Raw genomic sequence first — 17,117 nt, forward strand, 5'->3', positions numbered from 1 at the left:
CTGCCAAGCAGCCTCCCCGAGCGCGCCGAACGCCCCACCGCCTGCGCACGGATGTGCCCAACCGGGCGATGGATCAGGCGCCAGTGGTCCCAGTCGCCTCAGGCGCAGCGCCCGCTTGCGCGTCGCGCTCGCGGAAGACCTCGCGCGCCACGAAGGTGGCATTGAGGGCGCGGGGGAAGCCGCAGTACCCCGAGGCGTGAAGGAAGGCCTCAACGATCTCCTCGCGGGTGATGCCGACGTTGAGTGCGGCACCGATGTGGACTTTGAGCTGGGGCTCGCAGCCGCCCAGGGCGGCGAGCATCCCCAGGGTGACGAGTTGTCGGCTGCGGGCGTCCAGACCGGGACGGCTGTAGACGTCGCCGAAGCCATAGGCGAGGATGTGGTGCCCGAGCGCCGGACTGATATCCGCCAGGGATTCGATGACCGCTCGGCCCTGCTCGCCATCGATCATGCGCATGACCTCCAGACCGCGGTCGCGGCGGGCGAGGGCCTCCGGAGTGGTGATGTCGTCCTGGGGGACCGCCGCCGCAGCCGCTGGCGCGGCAGAGGCCGCGCCGTCGGCTCGGCCGGCGCCGACCGGGGAGATCGTGGCGGTCCTGGCGGTACTGGTGGTCTCGTTGCGCGTCATGGTTGGGGCCCTTCGTCGTAAGTGGCGATCTTGTACTCGGTGACGGCCAGGGCGAGGCGCAGCTCCTCGATCCGCCCGCGCAGGGCATCCCGGTGGGCGCGCAGCAGGGCGGCGCGCTCGGGGGCGGTGCCCGGCCCGTCGCTGAGAAGACTGGTGTAGCGCGCCAGGTCGGCGATCGACATGCCGGAGGCGCGCATGCGCGCCAGGAAGACGAGGCGCCGCATGGCCACCGCGTCGTAGCGGCGGCGCCCCGCCGCGTCCCGCGGCACGGCGATCAACCCGATGCGCTCGTAGTAGCGCAGGGTGTGAGGGCTCATGCCCAGTCGCCCGGCGGCCTCCGCCACGCCCCAGGACTGGGGCGAGTCGTCGAGCAGATCGTCCAGCGCCTCCGCGCCCAGCGGCGCCGGGGCGTCAAGGGCTCGCTGAAGGGCCGATGGCCGCACCTGGTCGTTCATGGCGTTGACCGTAGATCTTCGAGCGCGCTCGAGGGCAAGGCCCGGACGCGCCGCCAGGTGGGCCCGCACGCGACCCGCGCCGCCGCGCCCCTCACTCGTCCCAGAAGGAGGCGACGTCGACGGCCCCGCCGGTGGCCTCGAAGTCCGCGCGGGCGGCCTCGCGCACCCCGGCGTCGTGGAGCCAGTCGAGGGCCACGGCGGCGAGCCCGTAAGCGCCGTCGAGGCAGGCGGCGTCCCCAGTGGGCGAGCCGGCCGCCTCGGCCATCGCAGGGGTGTGGAGGGCGACGTCGCCGCCGGTGGTGACCTTGATGAGCGGGTGGATGCCGGGCACGCGCTGCGAGACGTTGCCGAAGTCCGTGCCCGCGGCGATGGTCTCGGGCAGAACGCCCGCCGGCAGGGGCTCGCGGCCGCGCTCGCGCTGGGCGCGCACCCAGGAGGCCAGGAGCGCGGCGTTGTCCCGCACGGGCATCTCATTGGGGTGGGGGTCGGGGGTGATCTCGACGCCGGTGCCGGTCATGAGGGCGGCGCCGCGGAAGACGTCCTCCACCCGGGCCACGAGATCGCGCAGGGTGGTCAGGTCCTTGGACCGGATGAAGGCGTTGAGCTCGGTGCGCTCGGGGATGATGTTGGCGGCGTCGCCACCATGGGTGACGACGGCGTGGATGCGGTCCATCGGCAGGATCTGCTGGCGCAGCAGGCCGATGCCGGTCAGCGCCAGGGTCGCGGCGTCGAGGGCGTTGCGGCCCATGAAGGGCTGGGAGGAGGCGTGCGCAGGGATGCCGCGGTAGGTGATGCGCAGGCGCCGCTGCCCGAGCCAGGTCTGGTGGGTGACGTCGGCGGCGTAGGAGTGGGTCTGGATGGCGGCGTCAATGCCGTCGAGCATGCCGGCCTGGGCGAGGGCCTCCTTGGCGGTGGAGCACTCCTCGGCGGGGGCGGTGGTCAGGACGACGGTGCCCGGCAGGCTCCCGGGGCGCTCGGCCTCGAGGGCGGCCAGGGCGAGGAAGGCCCCCACGGAGTTGGCGCACATGACGTTGTGCCCGCAGGCGTGGCCGATGCCCGGCAGGGCGTCGTACTCGGCGAGGATCGCGATGGCACCGGGGTGGGAGGATGCACTGCCGCCGGAGGTGCCGCCCGCGGTGGCGGCGGGCCCGATGCTCGCGCGCAAGGCGGTCTCCATGCCGAAGACCCCCAGTTCGGGGGCGATTCCATGGGCGCGCAGGAGGTCGGCGACGGCGGCCATCGCGCGGTGCTCCTCATAGCCGACTTCGGGGTGGGCGTGCAGATCGTGGGACAGGGCGAGGAGCTCGGGGGCGAGGCGCTCGACGATTCCGGCCAGGGTGACGCGCAGCCGGGCGGGAGCGCCTGCACCGTCCGGGAGGGCCTTGGCGGGGCCGGCCGCGAGGCGCCGCGCCTCGGTCTCCGCGGCCATGAGGTCCTGGATGGCGGTGCAGGGCCGGGTGGGCCGGGAGAGGTCGGGCAGATCGGTGCCGGCGGTTCGGTCGGCTCGGGCAGTGCGGGCGGTGGGTCCTCGATCAGCGCTCATGACCCCATCATGCGCCGCGCGCCGCTGCTTCTGAAGGGGCGGGGCGCCCACCTCGCCCACCGGCCGCCGCGGCCCTGCTCGACCGGTCGCCCGAGCCGCCCCCTTCATGGAGCGCAGGGAGCGCCTGTGTCGCGTGAGGGACGACGGCGTCGGGAGGCGGCGCCCAGTCCCGCGGGGCTGGTACGGGAGTGGCGCCTGAGGACTGCGACCGGTTTCGATCGCGATTTCGACCGGTCTCGCTCAGGGGGCGGGGGAGGCGGGGGTGATGGCCGCGTAGGAGGCGGCTGCGCCGGCGGCGAGGACCGCCGTCGAGCCGGCGCGCATGCCCTCGGCCACGGCCGAGGCGAAGCCGTGCCCCGCGGCGAGCGCGGCCGCGAGCACGCCGACGCTCGCATCCCCGGCGCCCGTCGTGTCCACCACGGGCCCCAGGTCAATGGCCGGCATGTGCCCGCTTCCCTCGGCGCAGGCCCACACCGCCCCGGCGGCGCCGAGCGTGACGAGCACGCCCGCGATCCCCCGCTCGCGCAGGGCGGCCGCCGCCGCGAGCGCCTCCTCCGGAGTGGCGGGCGCGGGCGAGCCCAGCACGAGCCCGCACTCGGTCTCATTGACCACGAGCACATCGACGCCGGCCAGGACGTCCGGCGCGATCGGGTAGACGGGCGCGAGGTTGAGGACCACGCGGGCCCCGGCCCGGTGGGCCCATTCGATGATCTCGTCATTGGTCGCCGCCGGGATCTCCCCCTGGAGGACGACGACGTCGTCGGCCCTCAAATCGATCGCCCCGGCGGCCTGCGCACCGGTGACGCGGGCGTTGGCGCCGGCGTCGAGGATGATCGTGTTCTCCCCGGCGGCGCTGACGGTGATGAACGCGATGCCGGTGGTGATCTCCTCATCCGTGCGCAGCGCGCTCACGTCCACCCCGTGGCCGCGCAGCTCCTCGCGCAGGGTGATGCCCGCGGCGTCCCCGCCGACGCGGCCGACGAGCATCGCCTCAGCGCCCCCGTGGGCGGCGGCCGCGGCCTGGTTGGCGCCCTTGCCGCCGAGCCGGTAGCTCGTGGACGTCCCGGCCAGGGTCTCGCCCGGCGCGGGGAAGCGCTCGACGGTGACGGTGATGTCCTGGTTGATCGACCCGACGACGATGACGCGCCCCATGGCATGAGCTCCTTCGCTTGGGGGGACGGACTATCAGGGTACCGCCCATTCCCCCGCCGTCCCCGCCTTTTCCGATGATCGATGGCCTAGAATGGTCAGTTGTTGATCAGGGGCGCAGGCCCACTCGCCCCAGGTCCGGCGCGCGACCGGCGCGCTCCCCCTGGCAGTCACGCTGACGAAGGAGTCGAATGTGGCCACCCCGATGATCCTCGACTGCGACCCGGGTCATGATGACGCCATCGCGATCCTCCTCGCCCTGGGCAGCCCCGAGGTCGACCTGATCGGCATCACCACGATCGGCGGCAACCACGGCCTGGACAAGGTCACCTACAACGCCCGCGCCGTCTGCGAACTCGCGGGCCGCCCCGAGGTTCCCGTTCACGCCGGCTGCCGGCGCCCCCTCATCCGGGAGCCCATCGACGCCGCCTACATCCACGGCGAGACCGGTCTCGACGGCGTCGACCTGCCCGAGCCGTCCCGGCCACTGCCCGACCGGCACGCCGTCGACTGGCTCATCGAGACGATCATGAGCCGTGAGCCCGGCGCCGTCACGATCGTCCCCACGGGGCCCTTGACGAATATCGCGATGGCCGCGCGCCTGGAGCCGCGCATCGTCGAGCGGGTCAAGGAGATCGTCCTCATGGGCGGCGCCTACGGGGTCGGCAACGCGACGCCCGTGGCCGAGTTCAACATCCTGTGCGACCCGGAGGCCGCCAGGATCGTGTTCAGCGAGTCCTGGCCCGTGACGATGATCGGGCTGGACGTCACCCACCGGGCGCTGTGCACCCCAGAGGTCCAGGCGGCCCTGTGCGAGGCGAACCCGCGTCTGGCCGATGCCGTGGGCGGGCTCATGGACTTCTTCCGCTCCACCTACCAGGACCAGGAGGCCTTCCCGGACCCGCCCACGCACGACCCCTGCGCCGTCGCCCGCGTCATCGCCCCGAGCCTCGTGCCCACCAGGCGCTGCCCGATCGACATCGAGCTGCGCGGGGCGCTCACCTACGGGATGACCGTGGCCGACATGCGTGCGCTCGTCGATGACTCCGACCCCACCTGCACCACCCGGGTGGGGGTGGGCCTGGATGTCGAGCGCTTCTGGGCGCTCGTGGCCGACGCGCTCGCGCGCCTGGGCTGACCTCGCGCGCCTCAGCTGACCCATCCCCTCCCCGCCCCCGCACGTCTCTCGAAGGAACCGATCCATGTACTTGCCCATCAACGTCCTGGGCCTCGCCGTCTTCCTGGCGGCGGGCTGGCTGCTCTCCCATGACCGCAAGAGGATCCCCTGGCAGTCCGTGGCGATCCTGACCGCCCTCAACCTCGTGATCGCCTGGGTCCTCACGAGCTTCACCTGGGGGCGCGCGGCCGTCAAGGGCGCGGCCGCGGGCTTCAACGAGCTCGTCTCCGTGGCCTGGAAGGGCATCAACTTCGCCCTGGCGAACTGGGTGGGGGCCGAGGGCGTGGACCCGGCGCCCGTGAACTTCGTGGTCAGCGCCCTGCTGCCGATCCTGCTGGTGGTGCCCGTCTTCGACATCCTCACCTATATCGGCTTCCTGCCCTGGCTCATCAAGTGGATCGGCCGTGGGCTCAGCGCGGTCACCCGTCAGCCCAAGTTCGAGGCCTTCTACTCCATCGAGATGATGTTCCTGGGCAACACGGAGGCCCTGGCGGTCTCCAAGCTGCAGGTGCAGCGGATGAGCCCGGCGCGCAACGTCGTCATCGCCATGATGTCGATGAGCTGCGTGACGGCGTCGATCCTGGCGGCCTACATCCAGATCGTTCCGGCAGAGTTCGTGCTGACGGCGGTGCCCATCAACTGCCTCAACGCGCTCATCGTCACCTCCATGCTCTACCCCGTCGACGTCCCGCCCGAGGAGGACATCATCGTCACCTACGAGGGGGTCGGCGACTCCGGGGACGCCGACGGCGCCCAGGACGGCGCGGGCGCGCCCACCGCAGCGGGCGGCGGACCGGCGGCCGCCGGGGCGGCGCCGAGCAGCGGCAGCACTCCCGGGGGCCTGGGCGCCCTGGCCACCAAGGTCCTGCGCCGCGATCCGGGACGCGCGGCGAGCAGACCCGCGAAGGAGCCGTTCTTCTCCTTCCTGGGCGACTCGATCCTGGGCGCGGGCAAGCTCATCCTCATCATCACCGCCAACGTCATCACCTTCGTGGCCCTGGCGGCCCTCATCGACAAGATCCTCGGGGCGATCTGGGAGCCGCTGTCCCTGGAGTCGGCGCTCGGCGTCGTCATGTACGCGCCCGCGCTCCTGCTGGGCCTGGACACCTCCACCGCCTGGGACATGTCCCAGATCATGGGCCTCAAACTGGTCACCAACGAGTTCGTGGCCATGGGGCAGGTGAGCGCCGAGATCAGCGGCTACGCGCGCCACTACCAGGCGGTGCTCACAGTCTTCCTGACGTCCTTCGCGAACTTCGGGACGCTGGGCATGATCATCGGCTGCTTCAAGGGCCTGGTGGACAAGGAGCGCAACGACCTCATCTCCAAGAACGTGGGCCGGATGCTCCTGTCCGGGATCCTCGTCTCGCTGCTGTCGGCCGGGATGGTCGGCCTGTTCGTCTGGTGAGGAGGAAGCGAATCATGACCCGCAAGCTCATTCTGGACCTGGACACCGGCATCGACGACGCCCTGGCGATCGCCTACGCCCTGGGCAGCCCGGAGGCCGAGCTCATCGGCATCACCACCACCTACGGCAATGTCCTCGTGGAGGACTCGGCGCGCAATTCCCTGGCGGTGCTCGACCTGCTCGGAGCGCCGCATGTGCCCGTCTACCCCGGCCTGCCCCACGCCGTGGCCCGCGACGACTTCGAGGTTCTGGAGGTCTCCGCCTTCATCCACGGCCGCAATGGCCTGGGGGATGCGGCGCTCGTCCCCTCGCCGCGCCCCGCGGAGGGGACGAGCGCCGTCGACTTCATCATCGAGGCCTCCCGCGCCCACGGGGAGGACCTCGTGTACGTGCCCACGGGTCCGCTGACCAACCTGGCCGCCGCCCTGAGGAAGGACCCCGGCCTGGCTGAGCGACTGACCGTGGTGCTCATGGGCGGGGCGCTCACGGTGAGCGGGAACGTGACTCCGTGGTCGGAGGCGAATATCAGCCAGGACCCGGAGGCGGCCGACGCCGTCCTGCGCTCGGGGGTGAGCGCCACGATGGTCGGCCTCGACGTCACCCTCCAGACCCTGCTCACCTACGAGCACACGCGCCGCTGGCGCGAGTTGGGGACGGCCGCGGGCGCGTTCCTGGCGGATATGACGGACTACTACATCCGGGCCTATGAGACGACGGCGCCCGGGCTCGGCGGCTGCGGCCTGCACGACCCGCTGGCGGTCGGCGTCGCCGTGGACCCGTCCCTGGTGACGATGCTGCCGATCAACCTCAAGGTGGATCTGGAGGGGGCCACGCGCGGGCGCACCATCGGGGATGTGGGGCGCCTCGGCGCCCCGAGGACGAGCCGGGCGGCCGTGGCCGTCGACGCCGAGCGGTTCCTCGCCGAGTTCATGTCCCGCATCACCGCCCTGGCGCGAGCCCATTGAGCGGCGCGGCCCGGGAGCAGGGCTCGGGCACCCGTCAGGTCCTCTGGTGCGCGCGGCTCCCCAAGCAGTGGGACCAGAGGGTGGAGATCGGCATGCCCCAGAGCCGATCGGCGAACTGGTAGCCCTCGGGAGCGGTCCCCAGGACAATGCCGACGATGAAACGATCCCCCAGGACCTCCTTGAGGTAGCTCAGCCCGCGGAACTGCTCGGCGCGATAACTCGATGAGGCCTTCACCTCAATGCCGATCACGCGCCCATCCGGCAACTCGACGATGACGTCGACCTCGCGTCCGCCCCGGTCCCGGTAGTGATGGAGCCGGAAGCGCTGCTCACTCCAGCCCTGCTGCGCGAGCAGTTGGCTCGTGACGAATCCCTCGAGGAGGGGCCCGATGGCGTCCTTCTCCGGGGGCAGGAGGCTCGCGGCGCTCTGGCTCGTCAGGTGCATCGCGAGCGCGCTATCGATGATGCTGACCTTGTGCCGACCGGTCTCGCGCCGTGTGAGGCTGGAGGTCCAGGGCGGCAGGCGGTCGATGAGGTAGACCGAACTGAGCGCGTCCAAGTAGTTGGAGACCATGGACTCCGAGAGGCCGGCGGCCTGGGCGAGCCTGGCCTTGACGAGCTCGCCCGACTGATTGGCGGCCAGAAGGCGCAGCAGCGTCCCAAGACGCGCGGGATTCGAACCGCCGGGGACTGAGGCGGCGTCCCGGCTCAGGAGGCGGTTGAGATAGGCTTCGACCCACAGGCTCCTCATGCGGTCGGGCAGTTCCTGGAGTTCGGGGTAGCCCCCGGTCTCAAGGGCAGCGAGGTAGTCGGCCCTGCCCCACTGCGAGCGAAGGCCGCGGACGTCAATTCCCCCACTGACGACGGCGCCGACGAAGTCGTCCTGCAACCCGCGCTTCTCCCCCTCGCTCAGGGGCCTCAGTGGGAGGTCGACGGCGCGGCCCGCAAGCGAATCGCCGACTCCTTTGACCCGCAGGAGATCGGCCGAGCCGGTGAGGATGAAGCGCCCGGGGCGGCGATCGCGGTCGATGCTGGCCTTAACGGCGAGGAGGATGTCCGGCATCCGCTGCGCCTCGTCGAGGATGAGCGTGCCCTCGCGCCCTTCGAGGAAGGCGCGAGCGTCGGCCTGGAGAGCGTGGCGGGCGTCGTCGTCATCCAGGGAGAGGACGGTGGCCCGGTCATCGGCGAGCATTGTGGAGATCGTGCTCTTCCCGACCTGCCTCGCCCCTTGGACGACGATGCAGGGAAAGGCGGCGAGCATGTCCCGGCCGAGAGGCGCGAGATGCCTGGGGAGCAGCGATTCCATGTCTCGATCATACTCGCGCCCTGTCAAATCTGCGATCCATCGCAGGAAAATCTGCGATGGATCGCAGATTTGACAGGATCCGCGGGTCATCGCCCGCCCCACCGGCACAGAGGTGATCAGGCACGCGGCGCCGTCGCGCCTTCAGTGCGGCGGACGGCGCGGAAGCCGGATGACGCCCCGCGCCGCTGCGGCCCCTCGACGCTCAGTCCTTGACGGGCATCACGTATGAGCAGCCCAGGGCGAAGGGGAAGCCGGGCTTGAGCAGGCAGGCGACGACGGGCTCGGCGAGCTCGATGAGCAGGCCGGCGTCCAGGCCCTGCTCGGCCTCGGGGCCGGCGCCGGCCAGGAGGGACTCATAGGGGATGGACAGGTCGAGCAGGGACATGCCGCCCCGGCGATCCGCCTTATCCCAGGCGCCGCCCTCCATCTCCATGAGCGTCCCCAGGTGGAAGCGCATGACGCGCTGGGAGTCCACCTCGGAGGGCACGGAGAGGATGTGGTGGGCCTCAGGATCGCGTGGAGCGCGCAGGGTGAAGACGAGGATGGCGCCGTCGCGAGCCGCCCTCAGCATGAGCCGGGCGATGTGGACGGCGAAGGAGGCGGTGTCGAGGCCGCCGCCCATGGCCTCGGGCACGCTCAGCGGATCGCCGAGGGGGACGAGGACGCCCGTACCGGCGTCGTTGATGGCGCGGCGGCCGGTGGGACCCTCGGCGCGCAGGCGCAGGCCCCCCTCCTCCAGCGTCCCGAACTCGACGCGCTCGGCCCAGCCCTCGGGCACGGAGGAGGGCCCGGGCTCGGTCTCCACGTGCCCCAGGCCCAGGACGTCGGCGAGATCGGTGCCGTCGGCGGGCCGGTACCAGGCGATCCGGTCGCCGTCGAACCACAGGGGGACGACCCCGTTGAAGGGGATGCCGAAGCGCACATGCGCCGGCAGCGGCGGGATCGTCGGCACCGGGGCGGGGTCGCCGGTGGGATCGTCGCCGCTGGGGCCCGCGAGGTAGTCGCTCATGTGGCCAGGGTAGCGGGAAGCACTGACACGAACCGGTGGAAGGAGCCCGGACGAGAGGGCGGCCCGGGCGCCGTCTCCCTTCAGCGCCCGGGCCCACCCAGTCCGTGCCATGCGGCGCGATCTGCCCTTCGCCCGGCCCGCTCAGGGGCGTGTGGCCGGATGCCGCATGGAGATCGATCAGGAGCGATCGCGTCCGCTCGGCGATCGATCTCATGGCTTCAGCATGCTGCGCCGCACCTGGTCGCGCCATGGATCGCACTCCCCACCCGGGGCCGGGTCGGCGGGCTCCCGGCGCTTCCAGCACGCCTAGTGCCGCTGGACGCGCTCGGGTCGGGCGGCGCGCCGCTCGGCCTTGCGCGCCCGCTCCCAACGGTGGACGGGGCGCGCGGTGAGCGCCAGGAGGGCGAGGACGGCGAGCGCGGAGGTGATGAGGATCCAGGCGGTCGCGTGGCGCACGCCCAGGGCCGCCACCTGGGACATGTCGATGCTCACGCTCAGGGCGAGGACGATGAGCAGGGCGATCCGGCTGCGCGGGTGGCCGTTCCAGGCGGCCCATCCAAGGGCGAGGACGATGAGCGTGAGGATGACCGAGATGGTGCCCACCGCCGCGTAGGCGACGGTCCTCGCGTCGGCGACCCCGCTGGACCGGAGGAAGTCCATCGTGGTGGACAGGGCCGCCGAGTCGATCGCCGACCCGATCCTGGCAGCGCAGAGCAGCGCGATGAGGCCGAGCGCGATGACGAGTTGCCCGGGCCTGCGCCGCGAGGCGCGCTCATCGGCCGCCCTGGCGCGGGCCAGCTCCACGGAGTGCCGGGAGTCGGGCACGACGCCGTGGAGGTTGAGGACGTAGAGGTCGCCGTCGGTGATGACCTGGTCTCCCCCGCCGTTCTTGTCGTGGTAGGCGGTGAAGAAGTCGGGCCAGATCTGGAGGGTGGCGGCCGGGGAGGCCCATCGGATGTCGTCGACGACGTAGTCGCGCTCGACATCGATATCCGCGTCGATCTTGTGGGTCACCTGAAGGGTGAGGGTGGATAGGCCGACGGCGCGGTCGTAAGTGGCGGCGGCCAGCCAGTCGACGGCGCGCCCGCCGGGAAGCACCCAGTTCGCGGGGGTGTGCCACAGGCGCACATGATGGCGCTGGGAGGGGTTGCCCTCGACCTCCTTCTGGTAGGCGACGTCCTGGGGGCGGCCGAAGAGCTGGAGGGTCGACACCGGCGCGCAGGGGTAGGAGCGGCGCAGGAGGGAGTCCACGACGATCCTCCACGAGGAGTAGGGGGTGATCGGGTCGGCCCGAACCCAGCCGGCGCTGCGCATGGCCTCGTGGAGGTCCTCCTCATCGCCCAAGAGGGCGAGGTTGACGGGGTCGCCGAGGAGGCCGTCGGGCGTGCGGGTGCGCCCGATGAAGTAGTCGGGGACGTAGAGCCAGGTGAGGACCTGGTGGACGCGGGGGATCGCGAGGTAGGCGAGCAGGCCCCAGAAGGCGATTCCCGCGAGGAGGGCCCAGGGGGTCGGGTGCCATCCGGCGCCGATGACGAGCCAGGCCAGCCAGAGGGCGGCGCCCGCGGCGAAGGCGAAGAAGGCGGCGTCGATGACGTCATCGAATCCCCAGCCGCGGGCGCGGGCCTGCGCCACCTTGCTCGATCCCCGGTAGACGGGCGGGGCCGTCGGCCGGAGCCTCACGGGCGCGCCCGCTCCCACGGGCTCAGAAGTCCCAGTCGTCATCCTCGGTGGCCTCGGCGGTTCCCATGACGTAGGAGGAGCCGGAGCCGGAGAAGAAGTCGTGGTTCTCATCCGCATTGGGGGACAGGGAGGCGATGATCGCGGGGTTGACGTCGACGGCGTCGGCGGGGAAGAGGGCCTCGTAGCCCAGGTTCATAAGGGCCTTGTTGGCGTTGTAGCGCAGGAACTTCTTGACGTCCTCGGTCAGGCCCAGCTCGTCGTAGAGGTCCTCGGTGTACTGCTCCTCGTTCTCGTAGAGCTCCATGAGCAGGTCGAGGGTGTACTCGCGCAGTTCCGCCTGGCGCTCCGGGGAGGACTCGCGCACGGCCAGCTGGTACTTGTAGCCGATGTAGTAGCCGTGGACGGCCTCGTCCCGGATGATGAGGCGGATGAGGTCCGCGGTGTTGGTGAGCTTGGCGTGACTGGACCAGTACATGGGGGCGTAGAAGCCGGAGTAGAAGAGGAAGGACTCCAGCATGGTGGAGGCGACCTTGCGCTTCTCCGGGTCGTCGCCCCGGTAGTAGTTGAGGATGATCTGGGCCTTGCGCTGGAGGTTCGCGTTCTCCTCGCTCCAGCGGAAGGCCTCATCGATCTCCGCCGTCGAAATGAGGGTGGAGAAGATCGAGGAGTAGGACCGGGCGTGCACGGACTCCATGAAGGCGATGTTCGTGTAGACCGCCTCCTCGTGGGGGGTGCGGGCGTCCGGGATGAGGGAGACGGCGCCGACGGTGCCCTGGATCGTGTCCAGGAGGGTCAGGCCGGTGAACACGCGGGTGGTCATGTTCTTCTCGGCCTCGGTCAGGGTGGCCCAGGACTGGATGTCGTTGGACAGCGGCACCTTCTCGGGCAGCCAGAAGTTCCCGGTGAGGCGGTCCCAGACCTCGAGGTCCTTGTCGTCGACGAGGCGGTTCCAGTTGATCGCCTGGACGCGATCGATGAGCTTGATGGGCTCGTGCATGTTCTTCCTCCGGGAGTGGATGCCTGCGGGCTGCCGCGATGGGCCCCATGCTAACGACGACGTCCGGCGGCGGCGAGCCTGCTGCGCAGGCCCGCCGCCGTGGTGATCACTACTCCCGCGGTCGCGCTACTGCGCGTCGGCCTTGAGCCGGGCGTTGACCCTCTCGACGTCGAGGCGCGTCAGAAGGAAGAGGATGAGCCCGTTGGCGGCCAGCGGCAGCCAGGCGTACATGAAGAAGAGCATCTGGATGACGGAGTCGGCCTGGACGGAGGCGTTGCCGTCGTAGCCGCTGAAGGCCAGGAGCCATCCGGCGACGGCGGTGCCCAGCCCGCCCCCGACCTTCACCCCCAGGGAGGTGCAGGAGAACATGAGGCCGTCGATGCGCTTGCCGGTGCGCAGCCAGGTGTTCTCCGAGGCCTCGGCGATGAGGGCGTTGAGAGTCCCCTGCAGGGGGCTCATGCCCAGCGAGGCGACGCCGGACAGGATGAGCATGAGCGGCACGCTGCCCATGTAGGCGGCCACGACCACGCCCAGGCGGCCGACGACGGCGATGACGTAGCCCACGACGTTGACGCGGTACATCTGGCCGATCCGGCTGACGATCATGGGGGTGAGGACGAGTCCGGCGATGAGCGGGATGTTGATCGCCCAGGCGAAGTCGCCGAGCAGCGTCTTGTCCTTGAGCACGTAGGTCATGAAGTAGATGCCCATGTTGAGCATGGCGGTGAAGACCTGGGCGAGGAGGAAGACGGCCAGGATGATGAGGTAGTACTTGTTCCCGCCCAGGAGGCGCAGGGACTCCCGCAGGCTCAGCTTCTCCTCATCCTCGGCGGCAGGCGCGGTTCCCTCGCCCCGCCCGGCGTCATCGGGGCCCGCCTCCGCCCCCTCGAGCTCCTCGGGGGGAAGCTCCTTGACGGACATGACCGACAGGGTGTTGACAGCCAGGCCGAGGAGCGCGTAGATGATCGCCACGGCCCGCCATCCCTGGGCGCCGCCGCCGAGGGCGTCCACGGCCTCGACGGTGACGCTCTGGATGAGCAGGCTGGTGGAGAAGGCGAAGATGAAGCGGATCGAGCCCATCTGCACCCGCTCGGCGCTGTTGCGGGTCACCAGCGCGGTCAGCGCCGAATAGGCGATGTTGTTGGCCGTGTAGAACACGGCGTTGAGCAGGCTGTAGGCGATGAAGAACCAGGCGTACTTCGCCGTGTCCCCCAGTGAGGAGGGGATGGCGAACACCGCGATGATCATGGCGGCGCAGCCGAAGAATCCCCAGAACATCCAGGGCCGGGCCTTGCCCATGCGCGTGCGCGTGCGGTCCATGAGGGTGCCGAAGACGATGTCGGAGAAGCCGTCGAAGAGACGGGAGAGCATCATGAGGGTCCCGATGATGCCGGGGTTGAGTCCTGCGGTGTCCGTCAGGTAGATCATGACGAAGGCGGACAGTAGGACGTAGACGACGTTGCCCGCCACGTCCCCGGAGCCGTAGCCCACCTTGTTGTACCACTTGAGGTATCTGCGCTCTTCGGCACTCGAGGCGGCCTGCGAGGCCTGGGGGCTCTGCGCGCTCATCGCTGGTTCTCCTTGCAGTTCGGACGAAGGGTGAGGGTCAGGGCGAGGTCGCGCTCGGCAACCTGGTAGCGCTCGGCGAGGACGGGCCCGCAGCTGTTCGACCCGATGCCCGCCATGGCGGCGTCGAGGGTGAGGACCGTGGATCCGCACGCGACGAGCTCGGTGTTGTGGCGGCGGGCCGCCAGCTCCTCCGCGGTGTAGGGGGAGGCGTTGAAGGAGAAGGGGCTGCGGCCGATGACGGTCAGGCCGGGGCACCGCCCGCCGGGCACCGCCCCGCCTCCGCCGCCCCCGCCGGCCACGGCGACGTAGTCGCAGTCGGCGTGGCTGCCGTTCTCCTGGGGCTTGATGTGATCCTCGTGCAGCTCGCTCAGGGCGGCGGTGAACTCCCCGTGGCGGCTGGCCCGGCACTTGTCGACGTAGGCCCCTCCGGGGCCCAGGCCGTAGTAGGACACCCGGTCCATCGCCTCCGGGAGGAGGAGCCGCAGACCCAGGCGCGGCAGGGAGGGGAAGCCCTCGGTGCGCCGCAGGGCGAGGTCGAGGTCGATATCGCCGTCGCCCCGGATGGTCCAGGTGATGGTGCCGCGCAGGGCGGGCTGGAGGGTGGGGGCCACCATGGCGATCTCACCGCTCAGGACGACGCGGCCCTCCTCGGAGGGCTCCACGACCCGCAGGCCCTCGGCGCGCGCCGTCGCCCAGTGGTAGCCGGCCCGCTCCCATTCGGCGCGGATATGGCGGTCATTGTCCGTGGGGGCGCGCCAGATGATGAGTTCGGCGGGGCGGTCGAGGAGCTCGGCGGAGCCGGCCCTGATGCTCGTCGGCAGGGCGGTGCGCGTATCGAAGGAGCAGGTGAGCCCGGGGGCGGCGACGTCGATCCGCGCCCCGCTCCGCGTGGCGGTCACGGAGCCCCGGGGGGCGGGGCGCTCATCCAGGGCGGCCACCGCCCGGTGGCGGCGGTCCGCGCCGGGCAGGGCGACCTCGTCGAAGCCGAGCTCGTGGCCGGCGGCGAGAAGGGGCTCGTCATGGGCCAGGCGGTAGGTGACGAGCAGGTGGCAGCGCCCGGTATCCGGGATGCTCAGGGGCAGCGGGAGGGCGGCCTCGCCGTGGGGCGGAAGAGGAGTGGTCAGGGGGATGTCCCCGCTGGATACGATCTCGCCGTCGCGGGTGAGCTCGTAGGCCACGCGGGCGTAGGCGGCCAGGTCGGTGTGGTCGAGCTCGTTGCGCAGGGTCAGCACGCCGGCCTCGGCGTCGTAGGAGACCACGCGGGCGGGGCGCTGGACGTTCTTGAGCTCGGCGAGCCCGGAGTGGGGCACGCGGTCCGGGGAGACGAGGCCGTCGACGCAGAAGTTGCCGTCGTGGACCTCCTCGCCGCTGTCCCCGCCGTAGAGGAAGAGGGGGCGCCCGTCCGGGGCGGTGCCGGCGGCGACGGCGTGGTCGCACCACTCCCAGACGAATCCGCCGCACATGCGCTCATCGGCCCGGATGATCTCCCAGTAGTCCTCGAGGTCGCCGGGGCCGTTGCCCATGGCGTGGCAGTACTCCACGAGGAGGAAGGGCTTGTCCGGGCCGGAGTCGAGGTAGGCGCGGACCTCGTCGAGGCCGGGGTACATCCGCGAGTAGAGGTCGAGGTCGGAGTAGTCGTAGGCGCGCCTGGAGCTGCGGTAGAAGGCGCTCTCGTAATGGGTCAGGCGCGTGGGATCGAAGCCCTTGACCCAGGCCAGCGCCGTTTCGAAGGTGCATCCGTAGGCGCACTCGTTGCCGGCGGACCAGGCGATGACGCTGGGACGGTTCTTCTCGCGGTGGACGCACAGGCGCATGCGGTCGACGGTGGCCCCGGTCCACTCGGGGTTGTCCGCGATGGGCTCGTTCCAGTGCTCGACCTGGTTGTCCCAGGACGGGTCGGCGAGGAAGCGGGTCTGGGTGCCATGGCTCTCGTTGTCCGCCTCGGACATGACGTAGAGGCCGTACTCGTCGCACAGCTGGTAGAAGCGCGGGTCGTTGGGGTAGTGGGAGGAGCGCACGGCGTTGATGTTGTGCTCCTTCATGAGTCGCAGGTCGCGCTGCATATGGGGGAGGTCGATGGCGGGGCCGGTGACGGGGTCGGAGTCGTGGCGGTTGACGCCGCGCAGGGTGATGGGCCGGCCGTTGAGGCGCACGACGGCGCCGTCCGCACTGACCTCGCGCAGGCCGACTCGGTCCGTGATGGCCTCGCCGGGGGTCAGGAGGGTGAGGGTGTAGAGGTAGGGGTCCTCGGCGGTCCAGGGATGGGGGGCGGGGACCTCCAGGCGCAGCCGATGGGTGTAGGGGGCGTCGACCTGCCCGCCCGCCGCCTCGGCGCCGACCGGGCCCGCCGGCGGGGCGGCCGCGTCGGGCTCGAGGGCGCCCGAGGCCACCTTGACGCCGTCGCGGTCCGTGAGCACGGCCCGGGTGGGGACGGGCCCTCCCCGGTAGGAGGCGCGGATCTCGACGGTGGCGGGGGCGGCACTGGCGGTGCCCGCCCCGTCGCCGAGGGAGGTGGTGACGGCGTAGTCGAGGAGGGAGGCGCGCGGGCGGGTCAGCAGGTAGACGTCGCGGAAGATGCCGCTGGTGCGGAACTTGTCCTGATCCTCCATGTAGGTGCCGTCGCACCACTTGAGGACGAGGACGGCGAGCCGGTTGGCGCCGGGGCGGATGTGCTCGGTGACGTCGAACTCGCTCGTGGCGTGGGAGACCTGGCTGTAACCGATGTAGGCGCCGTTGAGCCAGACGTAGAAGCAGGAGTCGACGCCCTCGAGGACGAGGTGCGCGCAGGGGGCCTCGGGGCTGGGGGCGTACTCGAAGTCGCGCAGGTAGGCGCCGCAGGGGTTGTCCTGGGGGACGCGGGGCGGATCGAAGGGGATGGGGTAGCGGACGTTGGTGTACTGGTGGCGGTCGTAGCCGGTGTGCTGCCAGGTGCTGGGCACGGGCACCTCGGCGAAGTCGAGGGCGGCGGGGGGCGCGGCGTCGAGGGCGGTTTCGCCCTCCCAGAAGGGAACGGCGAGATCGTGGATGCTGGGCAGGTAGGCGAAGCGCCAACGGGTTCCCGACAGCAGCTGGAAGCGATCGGAGTCCTGGCGCTTCCAGGGGCTGGGGTCGGGCGGGGTGGAGGCGGGGATGTAGTAGGCGCGGGCGGGGAGGGTGTTCTCATGGAGGACGCCGAGGTCCTCGTAGTGTCGGGGGATGATCATCGCTTGCGGTCTCCTGCGACTGGCGGCG

General features: G+C 71.1%; 13 protein-coding genes. 3 read left to right on the top strand and 10 right to left on the bottom strand.

Features of this window, described 5'->3' with window-relative positions; translation table 11 throughout:
* Positions 1 to 73 precede the first annotated feature (73 nt).
* The 4 genes from B1H55_RS03930 to B1H55_RS03945 form a co-directional block, all read right to left on the bottom strand.
* A complete protein-coding gene (locus tag B1H55_RS03930; protein WP_077240843.1) occupies positions 74 to 628 on the bottom strand; it encodes a carboxymuconolactone decarboxylase family protein in 555 nt (184 codons plus the stop codon).
* Complete coding sequence (locus B1H55_RS03935) at positions 625 to 1,083, bottom strand: MerR family transcriptional regulator (protein ID WP_073452495.1); 459 nt, start codon at positions 1,081 to 1,083, stop codon at positions 625 to 627. Before B1H55_RS03935 ends, B1H55_RS03930 begins: the two co-directional genes overlap by 4 nt.
* A gap of 91 nt (positions 1,084 to 1,174) precedes the next feature.
* Entirely contained in the window at positions 1,175 to 2,626 is a 1,452-nt protein-coding gene (locus B1H55_RS03940) for an amidohydrolase (protein WP_080461589.1), read from the bottom strand.
* Positions 2,627 to 2,866: 240 nt separating this feature from the next.
* Positions 2,867 to 3,778 carry a PfkB family carbohydrate kinase gene (locus tag B1H55_RS03945; protein ID WP_073452492.1) on the bottom strand — a complete coding sequence of 304 codons (912 nt, stop codon included), beginning with the start codon at positions 3,776 to 3,778 and terminating at the stop codon, positions 2,867 to 2,869.
* A gap of 190 nt (positions 3,779 to 3,968) precedes the next feature.
* Between B1H55_RS03945 and uriH the strand changes: the two genes are divergently transcribed.
* From uriH to B1H55_RS03960, 3 genes are all read left to right on the top strand, one after another.
* Positions 3,969 to 4,913 (top strand): uridine-preferring nucleoside hydrolase UriH, encoded by a 945-nt coding sequence (uriH, locus tag B1H55_RS03950; protein ID WP_073452490.1) that lies wholly within the window; start codon positions 3,969 to 3,971, stop codon positions 4,911 to 4,913.
* A gap of 64 nt (positions 4,914 to 4,977) precedes the next feature.
* Entirely contained in the window at positions 4,978 to 6,360 is a 1,383-nt protein-coding gene (locus tag B1H55_RS03955; RefSeq protein ID WP_077240842.1) for a NupC/NupG family nucleoside CNT transporter, read from the top strand.
* A 14-nt stretch (positions 6,361 to 6,374) separates the two neighbouring features.
* Positions 6,375 to 7,325 (top strand): nucleoside hydrolase, encoded by a 951-nt coding sequence (locus B1H55_RS03960; RefSeq protein WP_073452487.1) that lies wholly within the window; start codon positions 6,375 to 6,377, stop codon positions 7,323 to 7,325.
* A 34-nt stretch (positions 7,326 to 7,359) separates the two neighbouring features.
* On the opposite strand, the gene B1H55_RS03965 is transcribed toward B1H55_RS03960, so the two are convergent.
* The 6 genes from B1H55_RS03965 to B1H55_RS03990 all read right to left on the bottom strand — a co-directional run bounded on the left by B1H55_RS03965 (position 7,360) and on the right by B1H55_RS03990 (position 17,089).
* Complete coding sequence (locus B1H55_RS03965; RefSeq protein ID WP_073452485.1) at positions 7,360 to 8,631, bottom strand: ATP-binding protein; 1,272 nt, start codon at positions 8,629 to 8,631, stop codon at positions 7,360 to 7,362.
* A 202-nt stretch (positions 8,632 to 8,833) separates the two neighbouring features.
* Positions 8,834 to 9,640 carry a hypothetical protein gene (locus B1H55_RS03970; protein ID WP_231952652.1) on the bottom strand — a complete coding sequence of 269 codons (807 nt, stop codon included), beginning with the start codon at positions 9,638 to 9,640 and terminating at the stop codon, positions 8,834 to 8,836.
* Positions 9,641 to 9,946: 306 nt separating this feature from the next.
* On the bottom strand, positions 9,947 to 11,362 hold the full coding sequence (locus B1H55_RS03975; RefSeq protein ID WP_077240841.1) for an LssY C-terminal domain-containing protein: 1,416 nt from the start codon (positions 11,360 to 11,362) through the stop codon (positions 9,947 to 9,949).
* On the bottom strand, positions 11,343 to 12,317 hold the full coding sequence (gene nrdF / locus B1H55_RS03980; protein ID WP_073452482.1) for a class 1b ribonucleoside-diphosphate reductase subunit beta: 975 nt from the start codon (positions 12,315 to 12,317) through the stop codon (positions 11,343 to 11,345). Before nrdF ends, B1H55_RS03975 begins: the two co-directional genes overlap by 20 nt.
* A 126-nt stretch (positions 12,318 to 12,443) precedes the next feature.
* Positions 12,444 to 13,886: an MFS transporter gene (locus B1H55_RS03985; protein ID WP_073452480.1), complete on the bottom strand. Its 1,443-nt coding sequence runs from the start codon at positions 13,884 to 13,886 to the stop codon at positions 12,444 to 12,446.
* Positions 13,883 to 17,089, bottom strand: coding sequence for a glycoside hydrolase family 2 TIM barrel-domain containing protein (locus B1H55_RS03990; RefSeq protein ID WP_077240840.1), 3,207 nt, complete (start codon positions 17,087 to 17,089; stop codon positions 13,883 to 13,885). Before B1H55_RS03990 ends, B1H55_RS03985 begins: the two co-directional genes overlap by 4 nt.
* Positions 17,090 to 17,117: the final 28 nt, after the last annotated feature.

Origin of the sequence: Actinomyces denticolens (assembly GCF_002072185.1) — a bacterium.
In the GTDB taxonomy this organism is placed as follows: Bacteria; Actinomycetota; Actinomycetes; order Actinomycetales; family Actinomycetaceae; genus Actinomyces; species Actinomyces denticolens.

Coding starts and splice junctions, on each gene's coding strand:
- B1H55_RS03960 (WP_073452487.1), top strand. CDS start 6,375: ATGACCCGCAAGCTCATTCTGGACCTGGACACCGGCATCGACGACGCC.
- B1H55_RS03985 (WP_073452480.1), bottom strand. CDS start 13,886: ATGAGCGCGCAGAGCCCCCAGGCCTCGCAGGCCGCCTCGAGTGCCGAA.
- B1H55_RS03945 (WP_073452492.1), bottom strand. CDS start 3,778: ATGGGGCGCGTCATCGTCGTCGGGTCGATCAACCAGGACATCACCGTC.
- B1H55_RS03930 (WP_077240843.1), bottom strand. CDS start 628: ATGACGCGCAACGAGACCACCAGTACCGCCAGGACCGCCACGATCTCC.
- nrdF (WP_073452482.1), bottom strand. CDS start 12,317: ATGCACGAGCCCATCAAGCTCATCGATCGCGTCCAGGCGATCAACTGG.
- B1H55_RS03975 (WP_077240841.1), bottom strand. CDS start 11,362: ATGACGACTGGGACTTCTGAGCCCGTGGGAGCGGGCGCGCCCGTGAGG.
- B1H55_RS03940 (WP_080461589.1), bottom strand. CDS start 2,626: ATGAGCGCTGATCGAGGACCCACCGCCCGCACTGCCCGAGCCGACCGA.
- B1H55_RS03970 (WP_231952652.1), bottom strand. CDS start 9,640: ATGAGCGACTACCTCGCGGGCCCCAGCGGCGACGATCCCACCGGCGAC.
- B1H55_RS03955 (WP_077240842.1), top strand. CDS start 4,978: ATGTACTTGCCCATCAACGTCCTGGGCCTCGCCGTCTTCCTGGCGGCG.
- B1H55_RS03990 (WP_077240840.1), bottom strand. CDS start 17,089: ATGATCATCCCCCGACACTACGAGGACCTCGGCGTCCTCCATGAGAAC.
- B1H55_RS03935 (WP_073452495.1), bottom strand. CDS start 1,083: ATGAACGACCAGGTGCGGCCATCGGCCCTTCAGCGAGCCCTTGACGCC.
- B1H55_RS03965 (WP_073452485.1), bottom strand. CDS start 8,631: ATGGAATCGCTGCTCCCCAGGCATCTCGCGCCTCTCGGCCGGGACATG.